Genomic DNA, 26940 nt, shown 5'->3' with positions numbered 1-26940 from the left:
TGGCCTGCACAGCGAGGCCGGGCTCAGCCTTCCCACAGCCCTTCGCGGCGCAAATCGTCCATCGTGCGGGAAATACCTTCGCGCAGGATCGCCGCCATCCGGTCGATCTGTTCGCGCGTGATCACCAGCGGCGGCGACATCACGCACATGTTGATCAGCGGCCGCACAAGCAATCCGAGCTCATGGCAGTGGCGATCGATGCGCTGGCCGACTTCGGTATCGAGCCGCAGCGGATTGCGGCTTTCGCGGTCGGCGACGCAGTCCACGCAGGCCATCAGCCCCTTGCCCCGCACCTCGCCCACCAGCGGCAGGTCTTCCAGCGTCTTGAGGCGATCCATGAAATAGGGCGCGATTTCGCGCGCCTGCGCCAGCAATCCGCCCTCGAGAATGTCGAGATTCCTCAGGGCGACGGCACATCCGACCGGGTGGCTCGAATAGGTCAGCCCGTGCGCATACATCGCGTCGGGATGATTGGACCTGCGCAATTCATCGAACAGGCGCGCGGAAACCACCATCCCGCCCAGCGGGAAATAGCCCGACGTCACGCCCTTGGCGAAGGTGATGATGTCCGGCTGGATGCCGAATACCTTCTCCGAGGCAAAGACGTGCCCCATGCGGCCGAATGCCGTGACCACCTCGTCGGAAATATAGAGGATGTCGTTTTCGCGGCAGATCTCCGCCATGCGTTGCAGATAGCCGTCGGGCGGCACGATCACACCGCCGGATGCCATGACCGGCTCGCCGACAAAGGCGCCGATCTTGTCGGCGCCGACGCGTTCCACCGTTTCGCGGAATTCCGCGACGAGGGAATCCGTGAACTCCTTCACGCTCATGCCCTGTGGCCGGCGGAAGGGATCGGGGCAACTCAGCTTGATGACGAGTTCGTCCGCGCCATCCATCCAGTCGCGATCGCGCGGACGCCCGTTGAGCGAGGCCGAAAGATAGGTCGAGCCGTGATAGGCACCCTCTCGGCTGACGATCTTCTTCTTATCCGGCCGGCCGCGCACGTTGTTGTAGAACTGCATGAAACGCAACGCGCTTTCGACCGCCGACGATCCGCCGGTCGTGAAGAAGACATGGTCGAGATCACCCGGCGCGTGGCCGGCAATGCGTTCGGCGAGCAGCGCCGAGGGCTCGCTCATCGTGTACCATGGCGAATTGTAGGACAGGGCCATCGCCTGGTCGTACATGACGCTGGCAAGCTCCTCGCGACGATGGCCGACATTGACGCACCACATGCCGGCCGGCCCGTCGATCAGCTTCGCGCCGGTCTCGTCCGTCACATACACGCCCTCGCCGCTGGCAATCAGGCCGCGCGCTTCATTGCCGATAGCGCCCGCCGTCGGCCAGGGTTGCACGAGGTGGCGCTCGGCCGATTTGGTAAGCTCCGCCGCCTGCCGCGCATCGATTGCGTCGCCGGCTTTCCTGTAGTCCTTGATAGCTGCCATTACAGTCCCGCCCGAACACTTCTCCGATGACCAACATTTTTGGACAACTATCGGGAATCAGTGCGTTCTCTTTATCTTTTTGAATGTCCGTTCAATCAATATCGCAGAGATTTCTCTTGATTTCAATGCGCCTTTTAACGCTATAATGACATTGTCTCGCAGCGAAGCTTCATACATCCGAGAGAGGCCGATGACGATAACAGACGCGAAACCGGTCACGCCCACGCCGGAGTTTCGACCTTGACGGCAGCGGTCGACCACGTGATGCCCGCTCCTCGGCAGCGCACGGTCCGGCGCAACTGGCTCAGGTCCGAGCAGGGCCGCGGCTTCACGCTCCTCAGCCTTCCCTTCCTGTATGCCCTCACCTTTCTCGTCCTGCCCATGCTGGTTGTCTTCGCGCACAGCTTCTGGACCCAGACCTACCTGACGATCGACCGCAGCTTCACGCTCGAGAACTACCGCATCGCGCTGACCGAGCCGATCTACCGCGACCTGCTGCTCCGCTCGCTCTTCATCTCGCTGACCGTCAGCGTAGCGACGGTGCTGTTTGCCTATCCCATCGCCTACTACATCTCGTTTTACGGCGGCCGGCGCAAAGGCCTCTGGCTCTTCCTGATCACCGTTCCGTTCTGGACCGGCTACCTGTTGCGCGTGATGGCCTGGAAAGTCATCCTCGGGTACAACGGGGTCCTCAACACAACCCTCATGGGGCTCGGCCTGACCGACAAGCCGGTAGAATCCCTGCTCTATTCGACCAATGCCGTCATCCTGACACTGATCCATGCCTGGGCCGTCTTCGCCGTGCTGCCTGTCTTCGTGTCGCTGGAAAAGATCGACCGGTCCCTGATCGAAGCCGCGACCGATCTCGGCGACGGGCCATTGCGGCGCTTTATGCGCGTCACGCTGCCACTCTCCCTGCCCGGAGTGACAGGCGCGCTTCTGATCGTGATGATCCCCACAGTCGGCGACTATGTGACGCCGAAACTGGTCGGCGGCACCGAGGGCGTGATGATCGCCAACGCGATCCAGGCCCAGTTCGGGCGCGCCTCCAACTGGCCGCTCGGAGCGGCGCTAACGGTCTCGACCATGGTGATCGTCACCGCGATGGCAGGCGCGGCAGTCGTCGTCATGCGCGGTTTCGTGAGGGCGCTCAGATGATGAAAGCACTCACCCGCGGCTGGCTGCCGGGCTATGCCATTCTTTACATCGCCTTCCTCTACCTGCCGGTGATGCTGCTGCCGATCTTTTCGGTCAACTCCTCTCCGATTCCCGTCTTCCCCCTCAAGGGCTTCTCCATGAAGTGGTATGAGAGCCTGTGGGGCAACGACATCATGCTGAATGCCGCACGCAACACGCTCGTCGTCGGCACCGCTTCGGCGTTGGTCGCCACCATTCTGGGCATCTGTGCGGCACGCGCCATTACCCGCTACCGCTTTACCGGCAAGCGCCCGATGAGCGGCGTCATCATGGCACCGCTGGTGCTGCCCGAGATCATCATTGCGATCTCGCTCCTGCTGGTCCTGCTGCAGTTCGGCCTCGGCCTGTCGCTCATGACCGTGATTGTCGGCCACGTGCTGATCTGCCTGCCCTACTCGATCACCGTGCTTGTTTCCGGCTTCGAGGGGTTCGATCCGTCCTTCGAGGAAGCATCCGCCGACCTCGGCGAAACGACTTTCGGCACGATTCGCCGCGTCACCCTTCCGATGATGATGCCGGCGATCGTCTCCAGCCTGCTCGTCTCCTTCACCATATCGCTCGACGAGTTCATGGTCGCCTTCTTCCTGAGCGGACGAGAGCCGACCCTGCCGATCTATATCTGGGGGCAGTTGCGTTTCGCCGCGAAGCTGCCTGCCGTGCTCGCGCTCGGCACCATCATGCTGGTCGGCTCGCTCGTTCTTCTGACCGTGGCCGAGATGTACAGGCGTCGCGCGGCGCGCAAGACCCTAACCGAGGCAGGAGGTCTATTTGCCTGATCCAAACGCCCAAACGGGCAAGGCCATGATCGAGATTTCGGGCGTGACGAGGAAATTTGGTGCCTTTACTGCGCTCGACCGTGTTTCCGCGACGATCAACGAGGGAGAGTTCTTCTCGCTCCTCGGACCATCCGGTTGCGGCAAGACCACGCTTCTCAGACTCATCGCCGGTTTCGACCAGCCGACCGAAGGCGGGATCACCATCGACGGCCAGCCGATGGAAGGCATGCCCGCCAACCGGCGGCCGACCAACATGGTGTTCCAGAGCTACGCGATCTTCCCGCACATGAACGTGCAGGAAAACGTCGCCTACGGCCTGAAACGGATGCGCCTCGACAAGGCAGAGGAGAAACGCCGCGTCGAGGAAGCTCTGACACAGGTGGAATTGGGCCATCTCGGAAAAAGGCGCGCCAACGAGCTCTCCGGCGGTCAGCGTCAGCGTGTGGCGCTCGCTCGCGCCCTTGTCATGCGGCCGAAGGTGCTGCTGCTCGACGAGCCCCTCTCTGCGCTCGACAAGAAGCTGCGCGAGCAGATGCAGGTGGAACTGCGTCACCTCCAGAAACAGGTCGGCATCACCTTCATCCTGGTGACCCACGACCAGTACGAGGCACTGGCAATGTCCGACCGCATCGCGGTCATGTTCGACGGCCAGATCGCCCAGGTCGCGACCCCTAAGGATATCTACCAGCGGCCGGTGACACGCCAGGTCGCCGATTTCCTCGGCGGGATGAATTTCGTCTCCGCCGAGGTCGCGGCCGAAAACGGAACGTCGCTGACCTTGAAGACGCGCGGCTTTGGGCAGGTAAAGACCGAGCGCCCCGAAGGGTTCGTCGTCAATGGCGGCACGGCCACGCTTGGCATCCGGCCGGAGCGGCTGCGCGTCTTGTGGGACGATGACCGCAGCGAGAACGAAATCGCGGGCCGCGTCGTCGACCGGCACTATTTCGGTGAGATCACGCATCTGATCGTCGAGATTCCGGATCTCGAGACACCGCTTTCCGTTATCGAGACCAACGATTTCGGAGCGGACGACATCCCTGTCGGCTCTCAGATAAGGCTCGCCTTCGATCCCGACGCCCTTGTCGCCCTCCGCGACTAGGCCGGAGCCATCGGCACAAGCAAAGGCTACGGGGATTCCCGTCAGGCGTGGATCCCGTTCAGGCCGCGCCTCAGTCGCGCCAGGAGGCATCCTCGGCATCAAGGCATGACTTCAAATAATCGAAATGCCGTGCGGCCATGCCGCGATACGCGTCCCAACCCTCGGCTGTCGCGCGGGCGACCTCGTCCGGCAGGACAGCCAACGCCTTTCCGGTAGACAACGCAAGCACCATGGTCTGGGCGGCCTTTTCGAAGAAATAGAGGTCTTCGAAGGCATCGGCCACCGTCTCGCCTGCGACCGAGACGCCATGATTGCCCATGATCAACACCGAATTGCTCTTCATCGAATCGGCGAGCCGCAAGCCTTCTTCCTCGGCATCGGCGATCCCGCCGAAATGCAGGTCGTAACCCGTGCGCCCGAAAAACCGCGCGGTATTGTTGTCGAGCGGCAGGAGCGTCGGGTCCTTCAGGCAGGACAGCGCCACCGCATAAGGCGAATGGCAATGCAGGATCACGCGCGCCTCGGGCAGCATGCGGTGCATCGTGCCGTGAATCGTCCAGGCGGAAGGATCGGGCGCGTCAGCACGGGACATGACCGCGGTGTCGTCCACGTCGAGCAGAAGTAGATCGCATGCGCGCATCGTCGCGAAATGCTGCCAGCGCGGATTCAAAAGAAACTTGCGTCCGCAAGCCGAGACCGCCGCGCTGAAATGGTTGCCGACCGACTCGCTCCAGCCGAACCGGTGGCAGAGCCGAAAGGCGGCTGCGAGATCCTGGCGAAGAGCGATCAAATTCGGCGACTCGCCCGAGAGGATCTCCGGCTTGGCCATGTTCATTCCCTGAACCTCCCTTCACTGACGATTGCGCGATAGGTCGAGCGCATCTCGGCCCGGTCGGTGTAGGTGCCGCGCAGGTAGCGGTCGCCGCTGGTCGCCGAATAGGCGGCGCGTCCATGCACGATGCGGTGGTTGTCGAAGGTGATGCACTCACCGGCCTTCAGCAGGAACCTCATCACATAGCGCTCGTCCTGCAGCATTTTCCCGAAGCGGCAAAAGGCCGGATAATAGTCGTCGAGGAGGTACTGCGGCAGATCGAAGATATCGGCCATGTGCTGACTGATCGTCAGACCGGACACGTCCCCTTTTTTATCCAGCTCGATCACCCGCTGGCGGGAGCGCATGTCATAGATATCGTGCTCGCAATAGAATGGAATCTCGGTTTCCGACAACAGGCGGAAGCCTTCGGGGTCGACCTCGCGGAAATCGTTCGCCACGGCCATGCCGTCCGCAAAAAGGCTGCCGCCACCTTCGACCGAATTCGCGCGGCAATGCAGGAATTGCACGCCCGGCGCCACATCTTCGGCCGGGGTATCCGTGTGCAGCTCCAGTGCTTTGGCGGTATAGGCGAGATTCGTCGGTTTGATATGCGTGCGGACGTCGAAATAATCGCCGAAGAAGGTCGGTCGCACCTGACCGATCAGATTGGCGGTCTCGGTGAGGCCCGCGTCGCTGTCGGGCATGTCAGTTATGATCGCCACGCCTTCCACCAGTAGCGCCTCGATCCATCGGGCAACAAGACGACGGTCGGCCATCAGTTCGGGCTGCGAGAACCGGGCAACATCCGGGTAATGATCGCCGTACCACGGCTTGCGTGGCAGGTCGGACGGATCGAACCGCGGCGTACCGTCGGCATAGGCTGCCAGCATGTCCACGGGAAGTCGCGAGACATGATCCTCTCCGCTCCAACGGATCAACAGCGCGTCATCCTCCAGAACTGCACTTTCAGGGTACGGCGGCTGTTCCAGATGGAAGATGTCGAAAACCCGCTCGCGCGTCGTTCTGTCGAAGGAGGACGGGCAGTTGTCGCGAAGCCAGTAGTGGTTGAAATAGCAGCGACGCCCGTCTGGCAGGGTCACGTGAAGACCCTTTTCGGACAGGCTTACGGTGTCTGCGGCGGATGGCATTATGTCCATGGCGTGCCCTTAACTTGATTCCACGGAAGAACGGGAACACCAACAGAATGGCCATTGTTTTCTCGCGAAAATAGGCGGATTAATCTAATCTCAAATTAAGCTGGATGTTAAGTAGTGGACCATCTGCCGCCGTTGCGCCTGCTCACCACTTTCGAGGCTGTTGCCCGGCTCGGAGCAATGCGCGACGCGGCCGCCGAACTCAATGTCACAGGACCGGCCGTCACGCAGGCGCTGAAGGCGCTGGAGGACCATGTCGGGACGACGCTTCTCGACCGCAGCACCCGCCCGGCGCGCCTGACGGAATCCGGCCAGCAGCTTGCCCGCGCCACGCGTGACGGACTGGACATGATCGCCCGCACCATCGAGGAGATCCGCGCCGGCGCCGGGGAGCAGAGCCTTACCGTCTCCTGTACGCTGGGTATGGCGACCTACTGGCTGATGCCGCGGCTGTCCGACTTCTATGCCCGCCACCCCGAAATTCTCGTCAACGTTCAGGCTCCTCCGACCGACCTTCCGGCGATCTCGGCGGGGATCGATCTCGCATTGCGGTACGGCACCGGAGCGTGGACCGATGGCGAAACAACCAAACTCTTCGACGAGATCGTCTGCCCCGTCGGGCAGCCGGCCCTGGTCGAGCGGCTCCTGGCCGAAAGCATCGGGCTGAATAACGCGCCGCTCATCCATGTCCGAAGTCCGAAAACACATCACTGGGCAGGCTGGCCGGACTATTTCAAACATCGCGGACTGGGCCGGCATTCGGGGTCCGGCCAATTTTTCGACAACTACGTACAGGCGGTACAGGCTGCGCTCAACGGGCGCGGGCTGGTCCTGGGATGGCGATCGATTACCGAGGCATTCGTGGCCGAGGGCGCGCTGGTTTCATGGCCGGACGGTGCGGTCGATCTCGGTACGGGCTACCATGCGACCCTGTCGCCGGCCGGCGCGCGAAAATCCGCCACGCAACTTTTCCTGACCTGGCTCGAGCAACATTCGCAGTAAATCCTGTCGGGGCGAAACGGCATCGGTCAACACGACACGACAAGACTGGCCGCTCCCTACTCAGATGCCCGGGGCCCGGGCAAGCGATCCGACAACCTCCCGGGCGGCATTGCGCCCGGCCACGATCGCCCCTTCGATGTAACCGGGGAAGGACGGCGACAGTTCGGAACTGGCAAAGATCACTGCGCCATGACCGTCCAGAAGCACCGACTCCGCGTCATGCGCCTCCATGTCGAGCAGCACGTCGTTGTAAGCCCCGCCACTCCACCGGTCGCCAACCCAGTTGCGCACCGTGACGTCGAGCGGGCTTGCGGCTTCCTCGCCGAATACGTCCACCAGGGCGGAAATCGCGCGCTGCCTGATCGCGTCTTCCGCACCCTGCGCCCATTCCTCTGAAAGCGGCCCGCCCGCGAACATCACCATCCCGGGATGCCGGTCGTCATGACTTGCGTCGCAGACATAAAGACCGGCTGGATGGCGCCAGCTAACGGTGCCGTTGAGCCCGCGATCGCGCCAGAAGGCGGTCTCGAAACGAAGGAAAATCTTGATCACGTTTCCCGGGCGCCAGCCGCCGAGCGCACTACGCAGCCGAGCCGGCAGCGCCGGACTGAAATCCAGTTTCGCCGCCCGCGACGGCGGCAGTGCGAGGATGAGGCGGCGCGCGCGTAACGTTGCCGTACCGGCCTCGATTTCGACGCCGTCATCGCTGTGGCGCACCATCGAGACCGGCATCGAGAGCCGCAACCGGTCGCCGAGATCCCTACCGATATCGTCAGCCAGTGAATGCATGGTTTCGCGCAGGAAGAACTGAAGCTCCTGCTCCTCGTTTGTGATCCGGCGCTCGCATTCGATCAGGTGCCAAGCCGGAATCTCGTCGGCCGAACGGCACCACAGGCCCTGCACGAGGCCGCGAAAACCCTCCCTGGCATATTCCGGGTCCGGCAGATCGGCAGACCATTCGGCGACGGTCCGGTCGCGAACCGACGAATCGTCGGGATCAGTCGAGCGCAGCCTTTCGCGGATCGCCGCGACGGCCCGCCAATATTCATCACCCGCAGCGTCCTCTGTCCCCAGCGGAGGCCGCACAAGCGATCGTCCGGCGACAGGCGCCTCGACGACCGACTTGCGGTAGCGATGCGCAAGTTCGCTCACCACCGGCATGTCCTCGCAGAAGAACTGGCCGCCGGTGTCGATCAGTTCGCCCAGCGCGTTGCGCTCCGCTTCGACCCGCCCGCCGACGCGATTGCGCGCCTCCAGAAGGCAAAAAGAAAGCCCTGCATCACGCAGGGCCGAAGCCGCGGACAGACCGGTAAAACCGGCGCCCGCGACGATAACATCATATCTGTCGCTCATGCGCTTCTTCTCGTTGGAAACGGCTGCCCCGAACCGCTTCGACTGTGCTTAGTAGCCCGCCTTGATCTTCTCGAACTCGGCGATCATTCTCTGCTTCATCTCCGGTGAGACCGGCGACTGGAACAGCGTGTTGCCGACGAATTTGTCGACATCGCCATAACCCGCGGCGTCCAGATCCTCTTTGGGGATCGCCTTCATGCCGGCGCCGTTGCCATGTCCATAGCCCCATGCCGTGACGATGTAGTTCGAAACCTCCGGCGCGTTGACCGCGCTCAGGAAATCATAGGCCTTGTCGATATTACCCGGCGCGTCCTTCATCAGGGTGTAGCCGCACACCCAGGTCGACAGGCCCTCGTCGGTATCCTTCTTCATCACGACCGGCTGGCCATCCGCCGAAAGCGTCGTGGCGGTCTCGTTCCAGGCCCATGCGATGTCGACCTCTCCGCCACCCATTGCCTGGGCAAGCTCGGTCCCGTCGGTCCAGTAGAGCCGGACATTCTTGTGAACCTTGCGCAGAAAATCGGATGCCTGCTTGAACTCCTCGTCCGACATGTTGCTCCAGTCTTTCTTACCGATGGCAAGCACCGCAAGCGCATAGGCGTCGTCGACATTGTCCGGAAGCGAGACGCGGCCTTCGAATTTCGGGTCGGCGAATGCCTGCAGTGACTGGACGTCCGCCTCTTTCACCTTTTCGGTGTTGTATGTCAGCGCCGTGTTGCCCCAGTCGAAGGGTAGCAGCCAGGCTTTTCCATCCTCTGTCGTCACCAAACCCTTCATGCTCTTGAAGGCCGGCATGACATCGTCCCAGCCCTTGATGCGTGACGTGTCGAGCGGCTGCAACAGGCCCGCGTCGCGCCACTTCGCGACGCTCTGCGAGCACGGATGGGCTAGGTCGGTCTTGAACCCGGCCATGAGTTTCGCGAAAGCCTCGTCCTCGTCCGCGAAGAAGGCAAAGGTCGGGGAATCCCCGTATTTTTCCACATAGGCCGGATGAAACTCCGGATCCTCATATCCCGACCAGTCAAAGACGGTCAGATCGCCATCCGCCGCGTGAGCCAGTGTGGAGGTCGAGGCCGCCAGCATGGCCCCCAGCAAGAGTGGAGTGATGCGTCGTTTGCCTGCAATGGTCATTTTCGAATTCTCCCTGTTTCTACTTCATAACTTCCTGGTTCGCCCCTTCAGAGGCGAAATGTTTCGGGAAAATCGCTGAAAGGAACGACAGCGCGGCCTCTAGGGCGACCTCCCGTTTCATCTTTCCGTTGGAGAGCATGAGGCGCAGCCACAGTCCCTCCAGCAGCGCATCGAGGCCCAGTGCCGTCTGGCGCGCATCGAGGTTGTAGTTACCCTCGGCGATCAGCGCCCCGCACAATTCGGCGAGAAGATCCTGATAATGTTCATCCCGCGCGCCGCACAACGCCTGGTAGGTCGGCCGCGACTTGGCTTCGCCCCAGAAGGCGCACCACGCCGCGAGTTTGCGCCGGCTGCAGATCCCCCGGTCAAAATCGGCGGAAACGAGAGCCTTCAAACGGCTGGCCGGGTCGGTTCCTGCCTTGGCGACCGCGCCGCGCCAGTGGGCGGCATATTCCTCCGCCATATGCTGCAGCGTCGCAACGAGGAGCTTGTCCTTGCTCTCGAAATGGAAATTGACGATTCCGCGCGACAATCCCGCCCCGTCGGCAACATCCGCCATTGTCGTTTCCGAATAGCCGCGCTTGGCAAGCGAATCGATCGTCGCCTCGATAAGCTGCATGCGGCGGGTTTCCTTGGAAGCCTTGCGGACCTTCTTTTCGACTTGTGGCTCGACGGCGCCCGTCGTTTCGTTGGTCATGATGGCGAACATCCCCGACATCTACGTATCCTCGCGCCTGCCCTCGGCCAGGGCAGGCTTCACTGCACGAAGATGGGTGGGCCTGTGTTCGCCGCTGTCAAGCACCTTGAGCATCGCCACCCATGTATCGATGTTCTTCTCGACATAGGCGGCGTAGTCGGGATCGGACGCGTTCTTCAGCATCGGACCCTTTATGTAGTCCAATTCCGCTCTCGCCTTTTCCCGGTACCAGGGATTGCGATCGATGATGTCGATGTCGGCGAAACCGGCATTTTCCAGCGCCCGTTGATAACGCACAGGAGACGCCATGCCGAAGCTCAGTCCCTCCGCGTCGAGATAGGTTCGCATGTCCGCTGACGGTTCTCCGTCATGCGAGGTCAACCAGTCGCTCACGGCGACGAAACCGCCCGGTTTCAGCACCCGGAATATCTCGGAAAATATCGCCTCCTTGTCGGAGACATGGACGAGCGCGTCCTTCGAGAAGACAGCGTCGAAGCTGTTATCGTCGAATGGCAGCCGTCCCGGCGGCGCCTGAACGAACTCGGTCCGATCCGACAAGCCTTTCTCGGCCGCATGCCGGCGCGCCGTCTCGATCACCGGCTTCTCGATATCGAATCCGGTTACCTTTGCGGCCCCGTGACGCTCGATCAGGTGCAAGGCGATACCGCCCGCGCCGCAACCCACGTCGAGAATGTGCAACCCCTTCGGTGACCGGTCGCCGAGCACCCGGTCGACCTCCTCCGGCCCGCCGGGGGACAGATAGCCCTCGCCCCAAAGCTCCTCCAGGAAAAGAATGGCAGCGGCATCATATTCCGGGGCTTCCGAATGCACGTAACAGGTTCTCCGGCAATGGCAATTTACAGCCAAAGCCTAGCATGCAAACACGAAAACACAAGTTTGCTTGTTGAACATTCATTCAGAATGTATGGACATCCCGCCCATAACCGTGCCAGATTTCGCTGGTCCGGCCGTGCCTCGGCGGCCGGACGAAGAACAGCGCAAGCGGGAAGAAGCCGAATGAAGAGATGGGATGCCGTGGTCATCGGCGCGGGTCACAATGGCCTCGTCAATGCCTGCTACCTGCAGCGCGCAGGTCTCGATGTCCTCGTTGTCGAGAAGAACGACTGGATCGGCGGCGCGGCGGTGAGCCGGGAACTGACGCCGGGCTTCACTTATTCCAACTGCTCCTATGTCTGCAGCCTGTTCCGTCCGGAGATCATGCGGGACCTGGAACTGCCGCGCTATGGACTGCAGGTCATCCCCTATGAGGGCGGTGCTGTCTTCACGCAGGATGGCGACTATCTCGCCGCCTATCACGATCCTCATGCCCATCGCCGCGAGATCGCGCGCTTCTCGGCCCGCGACGCGGAAGCCTACGAGCGCTATGCGCGCGATGTCACCCGGCAGTGCCGTTTCATTCAGCCGCTCCTGATGCGCACCGCACCCGACCCGGCCAGCTTTCGCCCGCGCGACCTGTCCGAACTCGTCTATCTCGGGCGGAAGTTCGCCGGCATGAGCGCCGAGGAACTGCAACTCACCGTCCGCTTCTGGACGATGTCGATCTCCGATTTCCTTGACGAATATTTCGAGACCGACGTGCTGAAAGCCTATCTGGCGGTCTCAGGGATCATCGGAACGGCGCTCGGGCCGATGTCGCCCGGAACAGCCTATGTCCTGCTGCATCACTATATGGGCGAGGTCGACGGCGCCGTCGGCGCTTGGGGATTTGCGCGCGGCGGCATGGGGTCGATCACCAGGGCGCTCGCGGATTCCCTTCGCGCGTCGGGCGGCACTATTCGCACCGAAGCGGAGGTCGATCACGTCCTCATCAGGAACGGCAAGGCGGAGGGAGTCGTGCTGGCCGGCGGCGAGGAAATCCGCGCCGCCCGCGTCATCTCCAACGCCGACGTCAAGCGCACCTTCCTGAAGTTCGTCGACGAGAAGGAGCTTCCCGAGCCCTTCGTGAAAAGCGTCAGGAACTTCAAGATCCGCGGCTCGTCGGGCAAGGTCAACATCGCCCTCGACTCGATGCCCCAATTCCCTGCCTTGCCAGAAGACTCGCCATGCCTGCAGGGCGATATGCACTTCACGGATTCGATCGAACGTATGGAACGCGCCTATGACGACTGGAAGGCCGGCCGCTGGTCCGCCGACCCGATGATCGACATGGTGATCCCGACGACGCTCGACCCCACCATGGCGGCGCCCGGCAAGCACTTCATGAGCTGCTTCTCGCAATATTGCCCGCCGCAGGTCGAAGGCAGGGACTGGACGGATGCGGATCGAGACGCCTTCGCGGAAACCGTCATTTCCCAGATCGCGGACTATTCGCCGGGCTTCCGCGACCGGATCGTCCACATGGAAGTGCGCACACCGCGCGAAATCGAAGCCGAAGTCGGCCTGACCGAAGGCAATATCTTCCAGGGCGAACTGACCTTCGACCAGTTGCTCTTTAACCGGCCCGTACCGGGCTACGCGCAGTATCGCTCGCCCGTCGACGGCCTCTATATCTGCGGCTCGTCCACCCATCCGGGCGGCGGCGTCATGGGGGCGCCGGGCCGCAACGCGGCAGCCGAGATCCTGCGCGACGCATCGAAATCGACCAGACATGTGAGCCCCGCCTATGACGTCATATGATGCCATCGTGATCGGCGGCGGCCACAACGGCCTCGTCGCTGCGACGCTTCTCGCCAGGAGCGGCCGCAAGGTGCGCCTTGTTGAAACCGCGGACACGCTGGGCGGTGCGGCGCGCACCGACGAGTTCGCGCCCGGTTTTCGCGTTTCGACGGCGCACATCCTGAACCGGCTGCATCCCGACGTGATCCGGCAACTTGATCTCGCCGCACACGGCCTTGATACGAGCGCCGCGCCTGCCCCGACCACCGTTCTCGGCGACCGGGAGGGCCCGGTCACCCTGCGTAGCGGTTATGGCGACCATGTCGATGGCATCTCGCCCGACGAAGCGAAGGCATGGTCGGAACTGCGCGCGCTGCTATTGCGCCAGGCAGGCATCCTGAAGCCGTTCCTGACCAGGCGCCCTCCCCGGCTCGGCAAACTGTCGCGCGCCGACATGAGCCTGCTCGGCGGCTCGGCGCTGGCCTTGCGCCGCCTCGGCAAGGAAGACATGCGCGAGTTCCTCCGCATGGTGCTGATGAATGTCGCGGACGTCGCCGACGAGCACCTGACCGATGATCGTCTCAAGGGCCTGCTCGCCTTCGACGCGACGCTCGGCAGCCATCTCGGACCGCGCTCGCCGACGTCGCTGCTCGGCCTTTACTACCGCCTTGCCGGTGAAGCGGGAGGATCGGTCGGCGGACAGACCATTCCCGCCGGCGGCATGGGCGCGGTCATCAACGCCCTGGCACGCGCGGCGGCCGCGGCCGGGGTCGAGATCAGCACAGGCGCGAATGTCACCCGCATCGCGCTCGAAGGCGGAAAGGCCGCGGGCGTCACGCTCGGGACCGGCGAGGAGCTTCGTGCCGGAACGGTGGTTTCGGCGATCAATCCCGCAACGACTTTCCTTGATCTCGTCGGACCGCGCGAACTCGACATCGCTTTCGTCCGCAAGATCGGCAACATCCGCATGAAGGGGGACGCCGCCAAGCTGCATCTCGCCCTCGACACTGTCCCGGACTTCCCCGGCATCAGCGACGCAGACCGCAAGGGCCGGCTGGTGATCGCGACGTCGACCGACCACGTCGAAAACGCTTTCAACCCGGCGAAATACGGCGAGTTCTCGCCCGAACCGGTGATGGAGATCACCTTGCCGAGCCTGTCCGATCCGACCTTGGCGCCCGACGGCGCCTGCGTCCTTTCGGCGGTCGTCCAATACGCTCCCTACGACCTCCGCGAGGGATGGGAGACCGGAAAACCGAAATTCCTGGAAGCGATCCTCGCGACACTGGAAGCGAACGCGCCAGGTATCCGCAATACCATTCGGCATTCGGAACTGCTGACGCCTGCCGATATCGAAAGCCGTTACCGCATGCCGGGCGGCCACTGGCACCATGGTGAACTCCAGGCCGACCAGATGCTGTTCTCGCGCCCGGTCGCCGGCCATTCCGGCTACGACACGCCGGTCGGCGGGCTCTATCTGTGCGGCGCGGGCTCACACCCGGGCGGCGGCATATCCGGCGTCCCCGGGCTGAACGCGGCCCGCAACATCCTCGCATCGGAGAGATGATATGACCGTCGTTCCCCCGCTCACCGACGAGAAACGCCGCGCCGCGCAGAAACACATCGAGACGATCCGCTTCGAGACGCCGTTCCACCCGCGTATCGCGGCGCTCATGCAGACGAACGACTGGTACGACTGGGCGGGCTATAAATCGGCGAATACCCTGTGGGCGGAGGAACTGGAATATTTTGCCATCCGCGCCCAGTCGGCGCTGTTCGACATCTCGCCTATGGTCAAATACCGCATTGAGGGCCCGGACGCCGAAGCCTTCTGCAACCGGCTGACGCTGCGCGACGTGTCGAAGCTGCGGCCCGGCCGCGTGCACTACACCGCATGGTGCGACGATTCCGGCCATGTGCTCGACGACGGCACCCTCTTCCGCCTTGCCGATACCCGCTTTCGCCTGTGCTGCCAGGAGCGTCACCTGCCCTGGCTGCTCGACGGCGCGCTCGGATTCGACGTCGCCGTCACCGAGGAGACGGAAGAGATTGCCGGCCTTGCCCTGCAGGGACCGACAAGCTGCGCATTGCTGAAAGCGGCCGGCTTCGACGGCATCGAAACGATGAAACCCTTCGATATCCGGGATTTCGGCCACGAGAGCGGCAGCGTCACCGTTTCGCGCACCGGCTTTACAGGGGACCTCGGCTACGAGCTTTTCATTGATACGCCGCTAGCCTTGTCCCTCTGGGATCGTCTTTGGACCGCCGGCGAGCTTTACGGCATACGGGCCATAGGCAATGCCGCCCTGAACCAGGCACGCATCGAAGCCGGTCTGATCGTCGCCAACATCGACTTCATAACCACCGACCATGCGCTTCGCGCCGATCGTGTGCGCATGCCGGACGAAACGGGTCTCGGCTGGATGGTCGACTTGAAAAAGGGCCATTTCAACGGGCGCCGCGCCATCGAGGACGCACGGAGAAACAACTCCATCCGTCATGTTCTTGTCGGCCTCGAAATCGAGGGTAACGTTCCCGCCGATCACGCCATCGTCTATCATCGCAAGAAGCGCGAAGCCGGCGTCATCACCTCGGCCGCCTGGTCGCCGACGGCGAAGCGCAACCTCGCCATCGCCAGCCTCGAACGGCCCTATGGAGATACCATCACCGAAGACCTCTGGGTGGAAATCTACGCTCTGCACGAACTGCGCTACACCAAGCTGATGAAGCGCGCGACGATCGTGCCCCGCCCCTTTGTGAAACTGCCGCGGCGAACGGCGACGCCGCCCGCCGATTGCTGATTATGGCGCAAAGCGACGAAGACGCCCGCAACTGGCAACTGGTCAGGACGCCGCTCGGCGAGGAGTGGTCGGGGCGCACCCGTTACGCCGCCGCCATGTATCTCTACCGCAAGGGCGAGATGAGCGCGGAGGTGCTCGAAGTCTACCGGACCTGTTCGCGGCTGGATTCCGAGGACCCGCTGGCGATCATCCGCGACCGCGGCATCGGCAAGCAGTGGCTGAAAAAGATCGAAGAACACTGACAATCCGGCACGGAGTAACACAGATGAATACCGAGATGCTGATCGGCTCGCAGTTCGAGACGGGGACCGGCGACGGCGAGGCCATCCTCAACCCGCGCACCGGCGAAACGATCCTCACCCTTCCCGAAGCCTCGCCAGACCAGGTGCAGAAAGCGGTCACGGCTGCCGAAAAGGCGTTCGTGACCTGGGCGCGCACCACCCCGGCCGAACGCTCGACATTTCTTCTCGAAATCGCCGACCGCATCGACGCCGAGGCGGCCGGCTTCGCCGCGCTCGAGGCGCTCAATTGCGGCAAGCCGATCAATGCGGTCAGCGAGGATGAATTGCCGGCCATCGCCGACTGCTTCCGCTTCTTCGCCGCCGCGATCCGCACCATGCAGGGATCGATCGCCGGAGAGTACACGCCAGGCTATACCTCGATGATCCGCCGCGACCCGATCGGCGTCGTCGCCTCCATTGCGCCCTGGAACTATCCGCTGATGATGATGGCGTGGAAACTCGCGCCCGCCATCGCCGGCGGCAATACCATCGTTTTCAAGCCATCCGAGCAGACACCACTGACGGCGCTGAAGCTGGCGAGAATCCTCGCCGAGGTGCTGCCCGAGGGCGTCGTCAACATCCTTCTCGGCCGCGGCGCGACTGTGGGCAATACGATGATCAGCCACCCGGCCGTGCGCATGGTCTCGCTCACCGGCAATGTCGCGACCGGCACCAAGGTGTTGCAGGCCGCTGCGCCGACCCTGAAGCGCACCCATCTGGAACTCGGCGGCAAGGCGCCAGTCATCGTTTTCGATGACGCCGACATCGGCGCCGTTGTCGAGGGACTTCGCTCCTTCGGCTATTACAATGCCGGTCAGGACTGCACCGCTGCTTGCCGCGTCTACGCCGACGACAAGGTCTATGAGCGCCTTGTCGCCGACCTCACCTCGCAGGTCTCGCAGATCAGCTACAACAAGGCGGACGACACTGAAAACGAGATCGGGCCCCTGATCTCGCAGCGCCAGCGCGACCGTGTCTCGGAATTCGTGGAACGCGCGAAGGCGCTGTCCCACATCGAGGTGACGACCGGCGGCAATACGGTCGGCGGCAATGGCTTCTATTTCGAGCCAACAATCGTCGCAGGCGCATTGCAGGACGACGAGATCGTCCGCAAGGAGGTGTTCGGCCCGGTGGTGTCCGTCACGCGGTTTTCCGATGTCGACGAGGCGGTCGCATGGGCAAACGACTCCGACTACGGCCTTGCCTCATCCGTCTGGACGAAGGATGTCGGCCGCGCCATGGAGACCGCCGCCCGGCTGCAATACGGAGCGACCTGGGTGAACACGCATTTCCTGACTGTCAACGAAATGCCGCATGGCGGCATGAAGCAGTCCGGCTACGGCAAGGACATGTCGCATTACGCACTCGAGGACTACACCGCGATACGCCATGTCATGATCGCGCACTGAGAAAAGCGGCGGCAACAACGCGGTAGGTCAGTTTGATCCGCAGGTGTCGGCTTCGGTAGCCGCCGCCTTGGCCGTGGTGACCCGGCTCATTTTCGGAACCGCAACGGCGGCGATTTCTCCGGCAGGACGCCGGAGCGGAATTTCTGCAGCACGACTTGAAGCAGCAGGCCGACCAGCAGCATGCGGATATACGAACTGCGGGTGATCCATTCCAGCGGCAGCCGATTGGTGAAGATTTCCGTCATCGACCACAGCGACCAGATGCCGAGCGCTCCAACGATCGCGCCCCTGTTGTTGCCCGAGCCGCCGGCCATCAGCATCACCCAGACAAGGAAGGTGACGAGTAGCGGATCCGTGGCGGAGGGCGAGAGGAACCGGAAATAGTGCGCCGAGAGCCCCCCGGCGACCCCCATGACCGCGCAGCCGATCACGAAGGTCTGCACCCGGAATTTCTCGATATTCTTGCCCGCCGCAGCGGCAGAAGCCTCGTTGTCTCGAATGGCGCGCAGGCTGCGCCCCCATGGGCTGTCGTAGAGCCGCATGGCGACGAAATAGACGATCAGGACGATCGTCCAGACATAGGCCAGGAAAACGAGGTCGGCGGAGCGACCAGCAAGATATTCACCGAACGGGCGTGGAATGCCCGCAAGGCCGAGGCTGCCATTGGTCACCCAGCTTTCGTTGACGATGACAAGGCGCAGTATCTCGGCAATGCCGATGGAGGCCATGGCGAGATAGTCGCTTTTCAGGCGCACGCAGATCTTGGCGACAGCCCAGCCCATTAGCCCGGCCAAAAGCGCGGCGCCCAGAAGTCCGGCGAAGACCGGAAGGCCGAAACCGCCCAGATGCTTGGACGACTCTCCCGTCGTCAGGATCGCGGATGTGTAGGCGCCGATCGCGAAGAAACCGGCAATGCCGGCATTGAACAGACCGCCCATGCCCCACTGGATGTTGAGTGCCAGGCAGAGCAGCGCATAGATACCGCCGGCGATCAGGATGCTGACCAGGTAGAAAAACAGGCCGGTCCATTCCATCAGAGCAGTCTCCCCTTGAAGAGCCCTTGCGGCTTCACAATCAGCAGAACGATCATGATGACGAACGCCACCGCGGTCTTGTAGGACGGCGAGATGAGCGCATGATCCCCGATCCAGTGATAGGACGAGAGCTCCTCGGCCAGGCCGATGATGTAGCCTCCGGCCATCGCGCCCATCGGTTTGCCGATGCCACCGAGAATGGCGGCCGCGAACATCGGCATCAGCAGGTTCCAGCCGAGATTCGGATGCGCGCTCGTATCCATGGCGGCGAACGACCCGGCGACAGCCGCGAGGGCGGCGCCGATGATCCAGGTCCAGCGTACGACCTTTTCGGTATCGAGGCCGGCGACCTGCGCCAGTTCGGGATCGTCGGACACCGCACGCATCGAGCGACCGGTCTTCGTTCTGGAAAGGAAGAAGTGCAAAAACAGAGCAATGACCGATGTCGCGACGACGGCCTGCACATGCAGCACCGAAACGCGAAACGTGTCGAACAGGACCAGTGGCGGGCGGACACCGCCGGAGCCGAAGACCTGGTTCTGCGATCCCCAGAGCAACTGGACCAGCGACCGGAAGATCAGCGCGACGCCGAACGACGAAATCACGGTGTAGATCGTCGGAAGCTTGCGCAGCGGCCGGTAGAACACCTTGTCGACTAAAAGCGCCGACACGATCGCCAGCACCATGCCGAACGGCACCAGCAGCAACGGATTGACGGGAAAGATCGCCGCCGCCGCGAGCACGCCATAGGTGCCGAGGGTCATCAGGTCGCCATGGGCGAAATGGGCAAACCGCAAAATGCCGAAGATCATCGAAATGCCGACGGCGCCCAGTGCGTAGACGGAGCCGATCGCCAGCGCCGGGACCAGATAGAAGTTGATGAAATCGATCATGTCGCCGCGCCTCCGAGGAACGATCGGCGCACGTTTTCGTCGGCCAGGAGCTCTTTTCCCGTTCCCGAGGCGAAGTTGCGCCCGTTCACCAGGACATGTCCCTGATCGGCGATTTGAAGCGCCTGCCGCGCGTTTTGCTCAACCATCAGAATAGTCACACCCGTCTTACGAATATCGAGCAGCAGATCGAAAATCCGTTCCAGATAGGCCGGCGAAAGACCGGCGGTCGGCTCGTCGAGCAGCATCAGTTTCGGTTCGCACATCAGGGCGCGGCCGATCGCCACCATCTGCCGCTGCCCGCCCGACAATTCGCCTGCTGGTTGTTTCAGCTTGGCGCGCAGATCGGGAAACAGGTGCAGAACCTTTTCGTGCGTGGCGACCTTGTCGGCGGGCGGTGCGGCATAGGTGCCAATATCGAGGTTCTCGTCCACCGTCAGATTGGGGAACACGTTGCTGCTCTGCGGAACCGCCGAGACGCCGAGCGTCACCAGGGCGGACGTCTTGCACCTGGCGAGATCCGTCCCGTCGAAATCGATCGTGCCGGAAGCGATGCTCGTCAGCGCGAATATGGTTTTCAGAACCGTCGACTTTCCCGCGCCATTGGGGCCGAGAATGACGGCAATCTCGTGCGGCTGCACATCGAACGCGATATCCTCGATGATGGGTGGGCCGCCATAACCCGCGGTCAGGCCGCGGACGGAGAGCAATGCGCTCATGCGTGCGCCTCGTATTTCCCGCCGCCGAAATAGGCTTCGATCACCCGTTCATCGCTGCGCACTTCGTCCACCGTTCCCTCGGTGAGCAATTTGCCCTGCGCCATCACCAAAACGTGGTCGCAAAGCTTCGAGACGTAGTCGAGATCGTGCTCGATCAGGCAGAAGGTCAATCCATGCTCCTGGTTGAGCAGCTTGATCTTGTCGGCGAGCTTCGACAGCAAGGTCCGGTTGATCCCCGCGCCGATCTCGTCGAGCAGAATGATTTTCGGATTGCGCATCAGGGCGCGGCCCAGTTCCACCAGCTTTTTCTGACCGCCGGACAAATTGCCCGCCTTTTCGTCCAGCACATGGTCGAGTTCGAGAAAACGGATCGTTTCGCGCGCATGATCGTAGATGGCGCGCTCCTCGGCGCCGAATCTGCCGCGCCGGAAGATCACGTTGAAGACATTCTCACCTTCCGGGGCGGACGCCGCGGCCATCAGGTTTTCAAGCACGGTGAGGTGGGAGAATTCATGCGGGATTTGAAACGTCCGCGCTAGCCCGCGTTGCGCGCGCTGATACGGCTTCAGGCCCGTGATGTCCTCCCCGTCAAACAGGACGCGCCCGGCGTTTGGCCGGATCGCGCCTGCGATGACGTTGAAGGCCGTGGTCTTGCCCGCGCCATTCGGGCCGATAAGCCCGGTGACGCTGCCCGCGTCGACATTGAAGCTGGCGTGATCGATCGCACGCAGGCCGCCAAAATCGACGCGGATTCCCTCAAGCCGGATCATGAAGCTGGCTTCACGATCGCTTACTGCATCACTTCGATTTGCTTGTACGAGTCTCCGTCGACAACGAATTTGCCGACATAACCACGCACATCGCCATGGGCATCGAAGTCATAGGTGCCGCCGGCGCCGTCATAATCGATGTCCTTGCCTTCCTTGATCAGTTCCTTGGCCTTGGCCCATTCGCCCGGGCCCACTTTCTCGCCCGGCGCGGAGGCGACATCGCGCAGCGCCGCCGCGATCTTGGCGCGGTCCGTAGAACCGGCCTTTTCGACGGCCAGCATGGCGAGGAACGTCGCGTCATAGGTCTGGTCGACAAACGCCTTGTCGGCGCCCTCGCCGAACTCCGCGTTGAACTCGTCATGCAGGGTCTTCTGGGCAGGATTGTCGGCCGGCGATGTCGGCGACGAGAAGAACGAGGTCTTCAGCGCGTCGGCGCCGACGTCCTTGATCAGGAGGTCGTCGCGCAGGCCGTCGGTGCCGATGAAGCGCGTGAACAATCCGCCTTCAATCGACTGCTTGACGATCTTGCCGCCCGAGTCGCCCGCATAGGCGATAACGACCAGCGCTTCCGCGCCGCCCTTGGTCAGGCTCGCCAGTTCGGACCGGTAGGAGTCCTTCTTTTCTTCATGCTTCACCGCCGCGACAATCTCGCCGCCGGCCTTCTTGTAGGCGTCCATGAAGGTCTGGCCGATTCCGACGCCGTAGTCGTTGTTCACATAGGTGACGGCGACTTTCTTGATGCCTTCGTCGAGAACCATCTTGGCGAGGACTTCGCCCTGGAAGTTGTCGGAGGGAACGATGCGGTAGACGAGATCGTTGTCCTTCAGGTCGGTCATCGCCGGAGACGTCGCGGTCGGCGATATCTGGACGATTCCCGTCGGAATGGACACGGCCTCAGCCGCCGCGATCGTCGTGCCAGACATCAGGGCGCCCATGATGATAGGCACGTTCTCGACATTGGCCAATTTCTGCGCGGCGTCGACGGCGCCCTGCGACGAGCCCGTCGTATCGCCGTAAACGGCCACGGCATTGCCGTCGAGCAGGCCACCCTGTTCGTTGACCTGCTTCACCGCCAGATTGGCGGCGTTCTGAAGCGGCGGGATGAAGTTGGCAATCGGTCCCGTGATATCCATCAGAACCCCGATCTTGGTATCGGCCGCATGGGCAAGGGCACTGGTGCCCAGAAACGCCGCCGCGGCGACGAGAGTGATACACTTTTTCATGGAATGCTCTCCCTGTTTGAATTCCATTGTCGTGTGGCTTGGGCCCCGCCGGACTTTCCGTCGAAGCCCGGTTCCGGTTACAGGATCGTCGTGTCGAACGTGCCCGGCAGACTGACCTCGAGCAATTGCAGATCCTCCGTTGTATCGGCGTAGCGCGTTGCCATGTCCGGCGGAATTACGAACGCGTCACCAGCAGTCAGGCGATAGGGATCCTTTCCCTCGCCCTCCAGGGTCATTTCCCCCGACATCACGAAGTTAAACAGAATATCGCAACTGTGTCTCGTCCACGGAGACGTCTGCCCGGCAACGGGCTTCGCGACCATGACCGAGGCAACGCCCTTGGTGTTTTCATTGATCGTCGTGTCGCGCGCCTCGAATCCCGGAATACGGAACGGCTCGAACACGCCGTCCTTGGCCAGGCTGTGCACGAAACGTTGTCCGTCCCATTCACGGTCCGGCCGCTCGACCGCGGTGGGTAGTGTCATCTCGTGGTCGACCTCGGTGATGTGTTCGGCCGGCACGCCGATTTCGATCACCTCGATGCCATCGGCGGCATGCATGACCCGGTGCCGTATGGTCGGCGGTTGGATAAAACAGTCGCCGGCATGCAGACGGCGCACGGCGCCCTGGTCTTCATACAGAACATCGACCCAGCCCCTGATGCAGAAGATCAGCTGAAAACCGACCTTGTGGAAGTGCACCATGTCGGGCACCGGCCCGTCCGGAACGCGGATATGCGATGCGATCATCGCGCCGCCGAGCCGCGAGGGCACGAGGTCGCGATAGGCCATGCCCGCGCGTCCGATAATCCACGGCGCCTGGTCGGCGAGCCGCCGGACCACGAATGCATGCTCGGTCGGCGGCAAGACAAGCGGCGGGTTCAGCTCGTCGATTTCGATGCGCGTGCCGTTCGGCGCGGTCAGTTCGCGCTTTCCGGCCGCGAACTCGTCGGGATCGTCGGTAAGAATGCGCAGAGTTCCCGGCGCTTCGTCGGCGCCCTTCTGGATTCGAACACGCAATCCGTGACCGGAGAGCACCGCCACCTCGGGATTGTCGGCGGGATAGATCATATCCAGCCGCATCCCCAGTGTCTTGGTGAAGAACGGCAGGTCTTCGCTCAAATTCTCGGTCGGCAACCGAATCTCGGCGCGTGTCTCGCTCATCGTCACTTCCGCTCCCCGCCTGACATGTTTTCTCGGCCCCGCTTCTTCATGCGGTTTTCGCCGAATGCTTCGATTGCGGCTGTTCGGAACTGGCCGCGGTCAGATACGCGGTCTCGCCCTCGTAGATGAACCGCATGAGTCTGTCCGCCGCGGCGACGGAGTCGCGCCGCATAAAGGCGTCGAAGATGTCGGTATTGCCGTTCACGATCAGAGGGTGGTTGGCCCGGTCGTCGAAGGTCATCATCCGCACCGCCTGGACCTGGGTCATGTAGCGCTGGATAACCTGTTTCAACGAAGCGTTCGGGATCGCCGATATCCAGCCATTGCGAAATTGTTCGCTCGCCTTGAACATCAATTCGGTATTGCCGGATTGCATTGCCCGGCGCGCGTCCGCGAGCGTTTTTTCGAGTTCCGCCAACTGAGCCTTGTCGAGTGCAAGCGTTGCCAACGCAATGGCGCGAGGCTCGAGCATCCGCCGAAGATCGAAAATCTCCAGAATTTCCTGGTGGGTGACGCGCGGCAGCACGAAACCGCGGGTGGTCGCTTCGAGATAACCTTCATGCGCCAACCGCATCAGGGCATCGCGTGCCGGCATGCGCGATACGCCGAATTCGGTCGCGATGGCGGTGTCGACCAGCCGGTCATCCGGACCGATCTCACCACGCTGCAGGCGTCCCATCAGGACATCGTGGATGATCTGCCCCTGACTTTGCGAACCGTTGGCCTGATCGGGAGCAAGCATGACGGTCATGACCGGACCTGAAGGAGAAGTGCGACAATAGCGCAAGGGGAATCGTATACGAAAATTGATCGTGTCACGGCTGCCATGCAGACGGAAGCGCTTCTTTTTCGCACTCAAGGTTTCCTTTAAGCTTGAAGTACCTTGAATTCCGTATACGATACGCATGTGAATGCGTCAACTCACAACCTGAGTCCGCAACACGAAATACAAGGATCACGGCTAGCGCTGGGTCCGGCTCAAACGTCCGCAGGATTGCATATGCCCGACCAGAACAACGGATATTTCCTCTACCATTCGATCGGCCAGTATCCCGACAAGGCGGCGGACCTGGCGGCGGCAATGGCCGAGTTCGCTGCGGTCTGGGGGACAGCAAACGACGATCAATGGGGCTACCTGCTCGGTCAGCGCACGGAGTTTATCGACCTCTGGCGCGACTTGATCGGCGCCGCCGAGGGCACGACGACGACCTGCGAAAACGTCACGCAGGGCCTGCATATGCTGATGACGGCGTTGCCGGAAAACTATCTGCGCGGCCGGCGCGTGCTCGTCGCCGCCGACTGCTTCCCGTCGAACCATTTCCTGCTCACCGGCCTTCAGGAGCGGCTGGGATTCACCCTCGACACCGTGGCGATGCGGCAGGGCGCATCATGGGTCGCGGACGAAGACATGATTGCCCAGTGGGATCGCGACGTCGCGCTCGCCCTGGTGACATGGGTCAGTTCCACCTCGTCGCACAAAGTGGATGTCGAGGCGTTGGCGGATCACGCCCGCGCCATGGGGAGCCTCGTCGGTGTCGATATCACGCAGGCGGCGGGCCTGCTGCCGTTTTCGGTCCAAAAGCCGGTGGTCGACTTCGCGGTTTCGACCAGCCTCAAATGGATGTGCGGGACGCCCGGCGCCGGCATGCTTTATCTACGTCCGGACCTGATTGGCGAATGCAGGCCGGAACTGCGCGGCTGGTTCAGCCAGGACGATCCCTTCAACTGGGACCTGGACCGCTTCGATTTCGCGCCCGATATCCGGCGCTTCGACAATGGTACGCCGGGCATTGTCTCCGCTGCCGCAACGGTGCCCGCGCTTCGGTGGCACGCACAGGCCGACAAGACCGAGATCCTCACGCATAATCGCGAACTCACGCACCGCCTGATCGCCGCGGCAGACGATCTTGGCTTCCACCTCATCACCCCGCGCGCCGAAGCCGAGCGCGGCGGTAGCGTCATGCTGAAACTAGCCTCCGCCGGGTCTGCGGAACAAACTCTCGAAGCGCTCCGGCGCGAAGACCTTTACGCCGACAGCCGCGGACCGATCCTGCGTCTTTCCCCCGGCGTGATGACCAGCTCCGACGCAACCGATGCGCTCATCGATGTGCTGGGGGGCAGACCGGTAAAACGCCTCCCGTAACGGGATCGGCAACGATCCCCCGAATCCCGAGCAAGCGCTGAAAATCGTGAAAAATGAGCACCATTGTGCGAAGAAGCGAAATCATCGGCGAAGCCATCGGGCTGACAATTCGATTGTCCGGGAGAGACGTATGAAAGCGGCGATATTGCATAGACGCGGCGCTGACGGCGTCGCGGTAACGGACGTGGACCGGCCGCACCGGCCGCAGGGTTGGGCGCTGGTGCGCATGCTGGCCGCATCCGTCAACCGTGTGGATCTCTACATGCGCGACAATGGCGCGGGCATCACCCACGCCCTGCCGCAAATCATGGGAGTCGATGGCATCGGCGAGATCGAGGAGACCGATGCCAGGTCGACGTTCCGGAAGGGCGAGCGCGTGATCCTGTATCCCTACGAATTTTGCGGGACCTGCCGCCATTGTCTGGCCGGAAACCAGCCGCTTTGCACCTCGGCACGTGTCCTCGGCGAACATCGGGACGGGACCTTCGCCGAATTCGTCACCCTGCCCGAAGCGTCGCTGAGAAAAGTGCCGCCGGAGACGGATGTTCACCAGGCCGCGGCTCTGGGCGTCGCTTATCTGACCGCCTGGCGCATGATCTTCGGCAAGGCGACCATTGACCCGGGCAGCGTCGTCCTGATCGTCGGAGCGGGGGGCGGCGTCTCACACGCCGCCGCGCAGCTGGCTCTCGTCGCTGGCGCCCGTGTCATCGTCACGACTTCCGGCGCTGAAAAGACGGCGCATTTCCGAGCCACGGGCGTCGATCACGTGATCGACTACAAGACCGAAAAAGTCGTCGATACCGTCATGCAACACACCGGCGGTGAAGGCGCGGACATCGTCATCGACAATGTCGGAGAGGCGACTTGGGGGCAGTCCTTGCGCTGCACGGCGCGCGGCGGCCATATCGTGACCTGCGGCGCCACGACCGGCGGAAATCCTTCCGCCGAATTGCAGCGGCTTTTCATCCGCCAGTTGTCGGTGCACGGTTCGACCATGGGCAACCTGGAAGAGTTTCGCCGCCTCGTGCGGGCATTCGAGGCCGGCCGGTTTGCCCCGCATATCGATAGCGTCTACCCGCTGGATCGCGTGAACGATGCATTTGCGCGGCTGGAACATCCCGGACGCGTCGGAAAAGTCGTCATCGACATATCTGCGCCCGCTGGTTTTCAAGAACAGTAATCTAAAATCAGAAGCCCTGCGGCGTTGGCGGCGCTCGCCT

Annotated in this window: 25 protein-coding genes; 11 read left to right on the top strand and 14 right to left on the bottom strand. The window is 62.5% G+C overall.

From position 1 onward, the window contains the following. Positions 1-23: 23 nt before the first annotated feature. Entirely contained in the window at positions 24-1448 is a 1425-nt protein-coding gene (locus IG169_RS05550; RefSeq protein ID WP_193175166.1) for an aminotransferase, read from the bottom strand. A 264-nt stretch (positions 1449-1712) separates the two neighbouring features. On the opposite strand from IG169_RS05550, the gene IG169_RS05545 reads away from it, so the two are divergent. Genes IG169_RS05545 through IG169_RS05535 form a run of 3 tightly spaced genes read left to right on the top strand, consistent with a single transcriptional unit; the run spans position 1713 to position 4520 of the window. Beyond that, positions 1713-2606 (top strand): ABC transporter permease, encoded by an 894-nt coding sequence (locus IG169_RS05545; protein WP_193175234.1) that lies wholly within the window; start codon positions 1713-1715, stop codon positions 2604-2606. Further along, positions 2606-3421 (top strand): ABC transporter permease, encoded by an 816-nt coding sequence (locus IG169_RS05540; RefSeq protein WP_193175233.1) that lies wholly within the window; start codon positions 2606-2608, stop codon positions 3419-3421. Before IG169_RS05545 ends, IG169_RS05540 begins: the two co-directional genes overlap by 1 nt. 25 nt (positions 3422-3446) lie before the next feature. Continuing rightward, on the top strand, positions 3447-4520 hold the full coding sequence (locus IG169_RS05535; RefSeq protein WP_193175232.1) for an ABC transporter ATP-binding protein: 1074 nt from the start codon (positions 3447-3449) through the stop codon (positions 4518-4520). 70 nt (positions 4521-4590) lie between these two features. Here the strand turns inward: IG169_RS05535 and IG169_RS05530 are convergent, their stop codons facing one another. Together IG169_RS05530 and IG169_RS05525 are read right to left on the bottom strand one after the other, a co-directional pair. Further along, on the bottom strand, positions 4591-5355 hold the full coding sequence (locus IG169_RS05530; RefSeq protein ID WP_193175165.1) for a class II aldolase/adducin family protein: 765 nt from the start codon (positions 5353-5355) through the stop codon (positions 4591-4593). Next, positions 5352-6434: a TauD/TfdA family dioxygenase gene (locus IG169_RS05525; RefSeq protein WP_343225584.1), complete on the bottom strand. Its 1083-nt coding sequence runs from the start codon at positions 6432-6434 to the stop codon at positions 5352-5354. Before IG169_RS05525 ends, IG169_RS05530 begins: the two co-directional genes overlap by 4 nt. 171 nt (positions 6435-6605) lie before the next feature. Here IG169_RS05525 and IG169_RS05520 point away from each other — a divergent pair, with 171 nt between their 5' ends. Continuing rightward, entirely contained in the window at positions 6606-7490 is an 885-nt protein-coding gene (locus IG169_RS05520; protein WP_193175163.1) for a LysR substrate-binding domain-containing protein, read from the top strand. 60 nt (positions 7491-7550) lie between these two features. Here the strand turns inward: IG169_RS05520 and IG169_RS05515 are convergent, their stop codons facing one another. Genes IG169_RS05515 through IG169_RS05500 form a run of 4 tightly spaced genes read right to left on the bottom strand, consistent with a single transcriptional unit; the run spans position 7551 to position 11502 of the window. Next, entirely contained in the window at positions 7551-8843 is a 1293-nt protein-coding gene (locus IG169_RS05515; RefSeq protein ID WP_193175162.1) for a flavin monoamine oxidase family protein, read from the bottom strand. A 48-nt stretch (positions 8844-8891) separates the two neighbouring features. Continuing rightward, entirely contained in the window at positions 8892-9974 is a 1083-nt protein-coding gene (locus IG169_RS05510; protein WP_193175161.1) for an extracellular solute-binding protein, read from the bottom strand. Positions 9975-9993: 19 nt separating this feature from the next. Continuing rightward, on the bottom strand, positions 9994-10683 hold the full coding sequence (gene betI / locus IG169_RS05505; protein WP_193175231.1) for a transcriptional regulator BetI: 690 nt from the start codon (positions 10681-10683) through the stop codon (positions 9994-9996). 9 nt (positions 10684-10692) lie between these two features. Next, positions 10693-11502: a methyltransferase domain-containing protein gene (locus IG169_RS05500; RefSeq protein WP_193175160.1), complete on the bottom strand. Its 810-nt coding sequence runs from the start codon at positions 11500-11502 to the stop codon at positions 10693-10695. A gap of 186 nt (positions 11503-11688) precedes the next feature. Here IG169_RS05500 and IG169_RS05495 point away from each other — a divergent pair, with 186 nt between their 5' ends. Genes IG169_RS05495 through IG169_RS05475 form a run of 5 tightly spaced genes read left to right on the top strand, consistent with a single transcriptional unit; the run spans position 11689 to position 17778 of the window. Continuing rightward, positions 11689-13308 (top strand): phytoene desaturase family protein, encoded by a 1620-nt coding sequence (locus tag IG169_RS05495; protein WP_193175159.1) that lies wholly within the window; start codon positions 11689-11691, stop codon positions 13306-13308. Further along, positions 13295-14854, top strand: coding sequence for a phytoene desaturase family protein (locus IG169_RS05490; protein ID WP_193175158.1), 1560 nt, complete (start codon positions 13295-13297; stop codon positions 14852-14854). Before IG169_RS05495 ends, IG169_RS05490 begins: the two co-directional genes overlap by 14 nt. A 1-nt stretch (position 14855) precedes the next feature. Continuing rightward, the gene (locus IG169_RS05485; protein ID WP_193175157.1) at positions 14856-16088 is read left to right on the top strand and encodes an aminomethyl transferase family protein; all 1233 of its coding nucleotides are present in this window, start codon (positions 14856-14858) and stop codon (positions 16086-16088) included. A 2-nt stretch (positions 16089-16090) separates the two neighbouring features. After that, on the top strand, positions 16091-16330 hold the full coding sequence (locus tag IG169_RS05480) for a hypothetical protein (RefSeq protein WP_193175156.1): 240 nt from the start codon (positions 16091-16093) through the stop codon (positions 16328-16330). Between the two features lie 23 nt (positions 16331-16353). Beyond that, positions 16354-17778, top strand: a complete 1425-nt coding sequence (locus tag IG169_RS05475) for a gamma-aminobutyraldehyde dehydrogenase (RefSeq protein WP_193175155.1) — start codon at positions 16354-16356, stop codon at positions 17776-17778. A gap of 86 nt (positions 17779-17864) precedes the next feature. On the opposite strand, the gene IG169_RS05470 is transcribed toward IG169_RS05475, so the two are convergent. The 7 genes from IG169_RS05470 to IG169_RS05440 form a co-directional block, all read right to left on the bottom strand. Next, positions 17865-18812 carry a branched-chain amino acid ABC transporter permease gene (locus tag IG169_RS05470; RefSeq protein WP_193175154.1) on the bottom strand — a complete coding sequence of 316 codons (948 nt, stop codon included), beginning with the start codon at positions 18810-18812 and terminating at the stop codon, positions 17865-17867. Beyond that, on the bottom strand, positions 18812-19705 hold the full coding sequence (locus IG169_RS05465) for a branched-chain amino acid ABC transporter permease (RefSeq protein WP_193175153.1): 894 nt from the start codon (positions 19703-19705) through the stop codon (positions 18812-18814). The genes IG169_RS05470 and IG169_RS05465 overlap by 1 nt, the downstream gene beginning before the upstream one ends. Further along, positions 19702-20421: an ABC transporter ATP-binding protein gene (locus IG169_RS05460; protein WP_193175152.1), complete on the bottom strand. Its 720-nt coding sequence runs from the start codon at positions 20419-20421 to the stop codon at positions 19702-19704. Before IG169_RS05460 ends, IG169_RS05465 begins: the two co-directional genes overlap by 4 nt. Then, on the bottom strand, positions 20418-21191 hold the full coding sequence (locus IG169_RS05455) for an ABC transporter ATP-binding protein (RefSeq protein WP_193175151.1): 774 nt from the start codon (positions 21189-21191) through the stop codon (positions 20418-20420). Before IG169_RS05455 ends, IG169_RS05460 begins: the two co-directional genes overlap by 4 nt. Positions 21192-21211: 20 nt before the next feature. Further along, on the bottom strand, positions 21212-22414 hold the full coding sequence (locus tag IG169_RS05450; protein ID WP_193175150.1) for an ABC transporter substrate-binding protein: 1203 nt from the start codon (positions 22412-22414) through the stop codon (positions 21212-21214). 77 nt (positions 22415-22491) lie between these two features. Beyond that, positions 22492-23577, bottom strand: a complete 1086-nt coding sequence (locus IG169_RS05445; protein ID WP_193175149.1) for a cupin domain-containing protein — start codon at positions 23575-23577, stop codon at positions 22492-22494. A 46-nt stretch (positions 23578-23623) separates the two neighbouring features. Continuing rightward, complete coding sequence (locus IG169_RS05440) at positions 23624-24484, bottom strand: GntR family transcriptional regulator (RefSeq protein WP_210325861.1); 861 nt, start codon at positions 24482-24484, stop codon at positions 23624-23626. Between the two features lie 93 nt (positions 24485-24577). Between IG169_RS05440 and IG169_RS05435 the strand changes: the two genes are divergently transcribed. Both IG169_RS05435 and IG169_RS05430 read left to right on the top strand, forming a co-directional pair. Beyond that, positions 24578-25720 carry an aminotransferase class V-fold PLP-dependent enzyme gene (locus IG169_RS05435; protein ID WP_193175148.1) on the top strand — a complete coding sequence of 381 codons (1143 nt, stop codon included), beginning with the start codon at positions 24578-24580 and terminating at the stop codon, positions 25718-25720. Positions 25721-25850: 130 nt separating this feature from the next. Beyond that, on the top strand, positions 25851-26900 hold the full coding sequence (locus tag IG169_RS05430; RefSeq protein ID WP_193175147.1) for a zinc-binding dehydrogenase: 1050 nt from the start codon (positions 25851-25853) through the stop codon (positions 26898-26900). The last annotated feature ends 40 nt before the right edge of the window (positions 26901-26940 follow it).

The sequence above is a fragment of the Oricola nitratireducens genome (genome assembly GCF_014904745.1).
Taxonomy (GTDB): Bacteria; Pseudomonadota; Alphaproteobacteria; order Rhizobiales; family Rhizobiaceae; genus Oricola; species Oricola nitratireducens.
The sequence above is the reverse complement of the archived record's forward strand: the minus strand, read 5'-3'. Positions and strand labels throughout refer to the sequence as shown.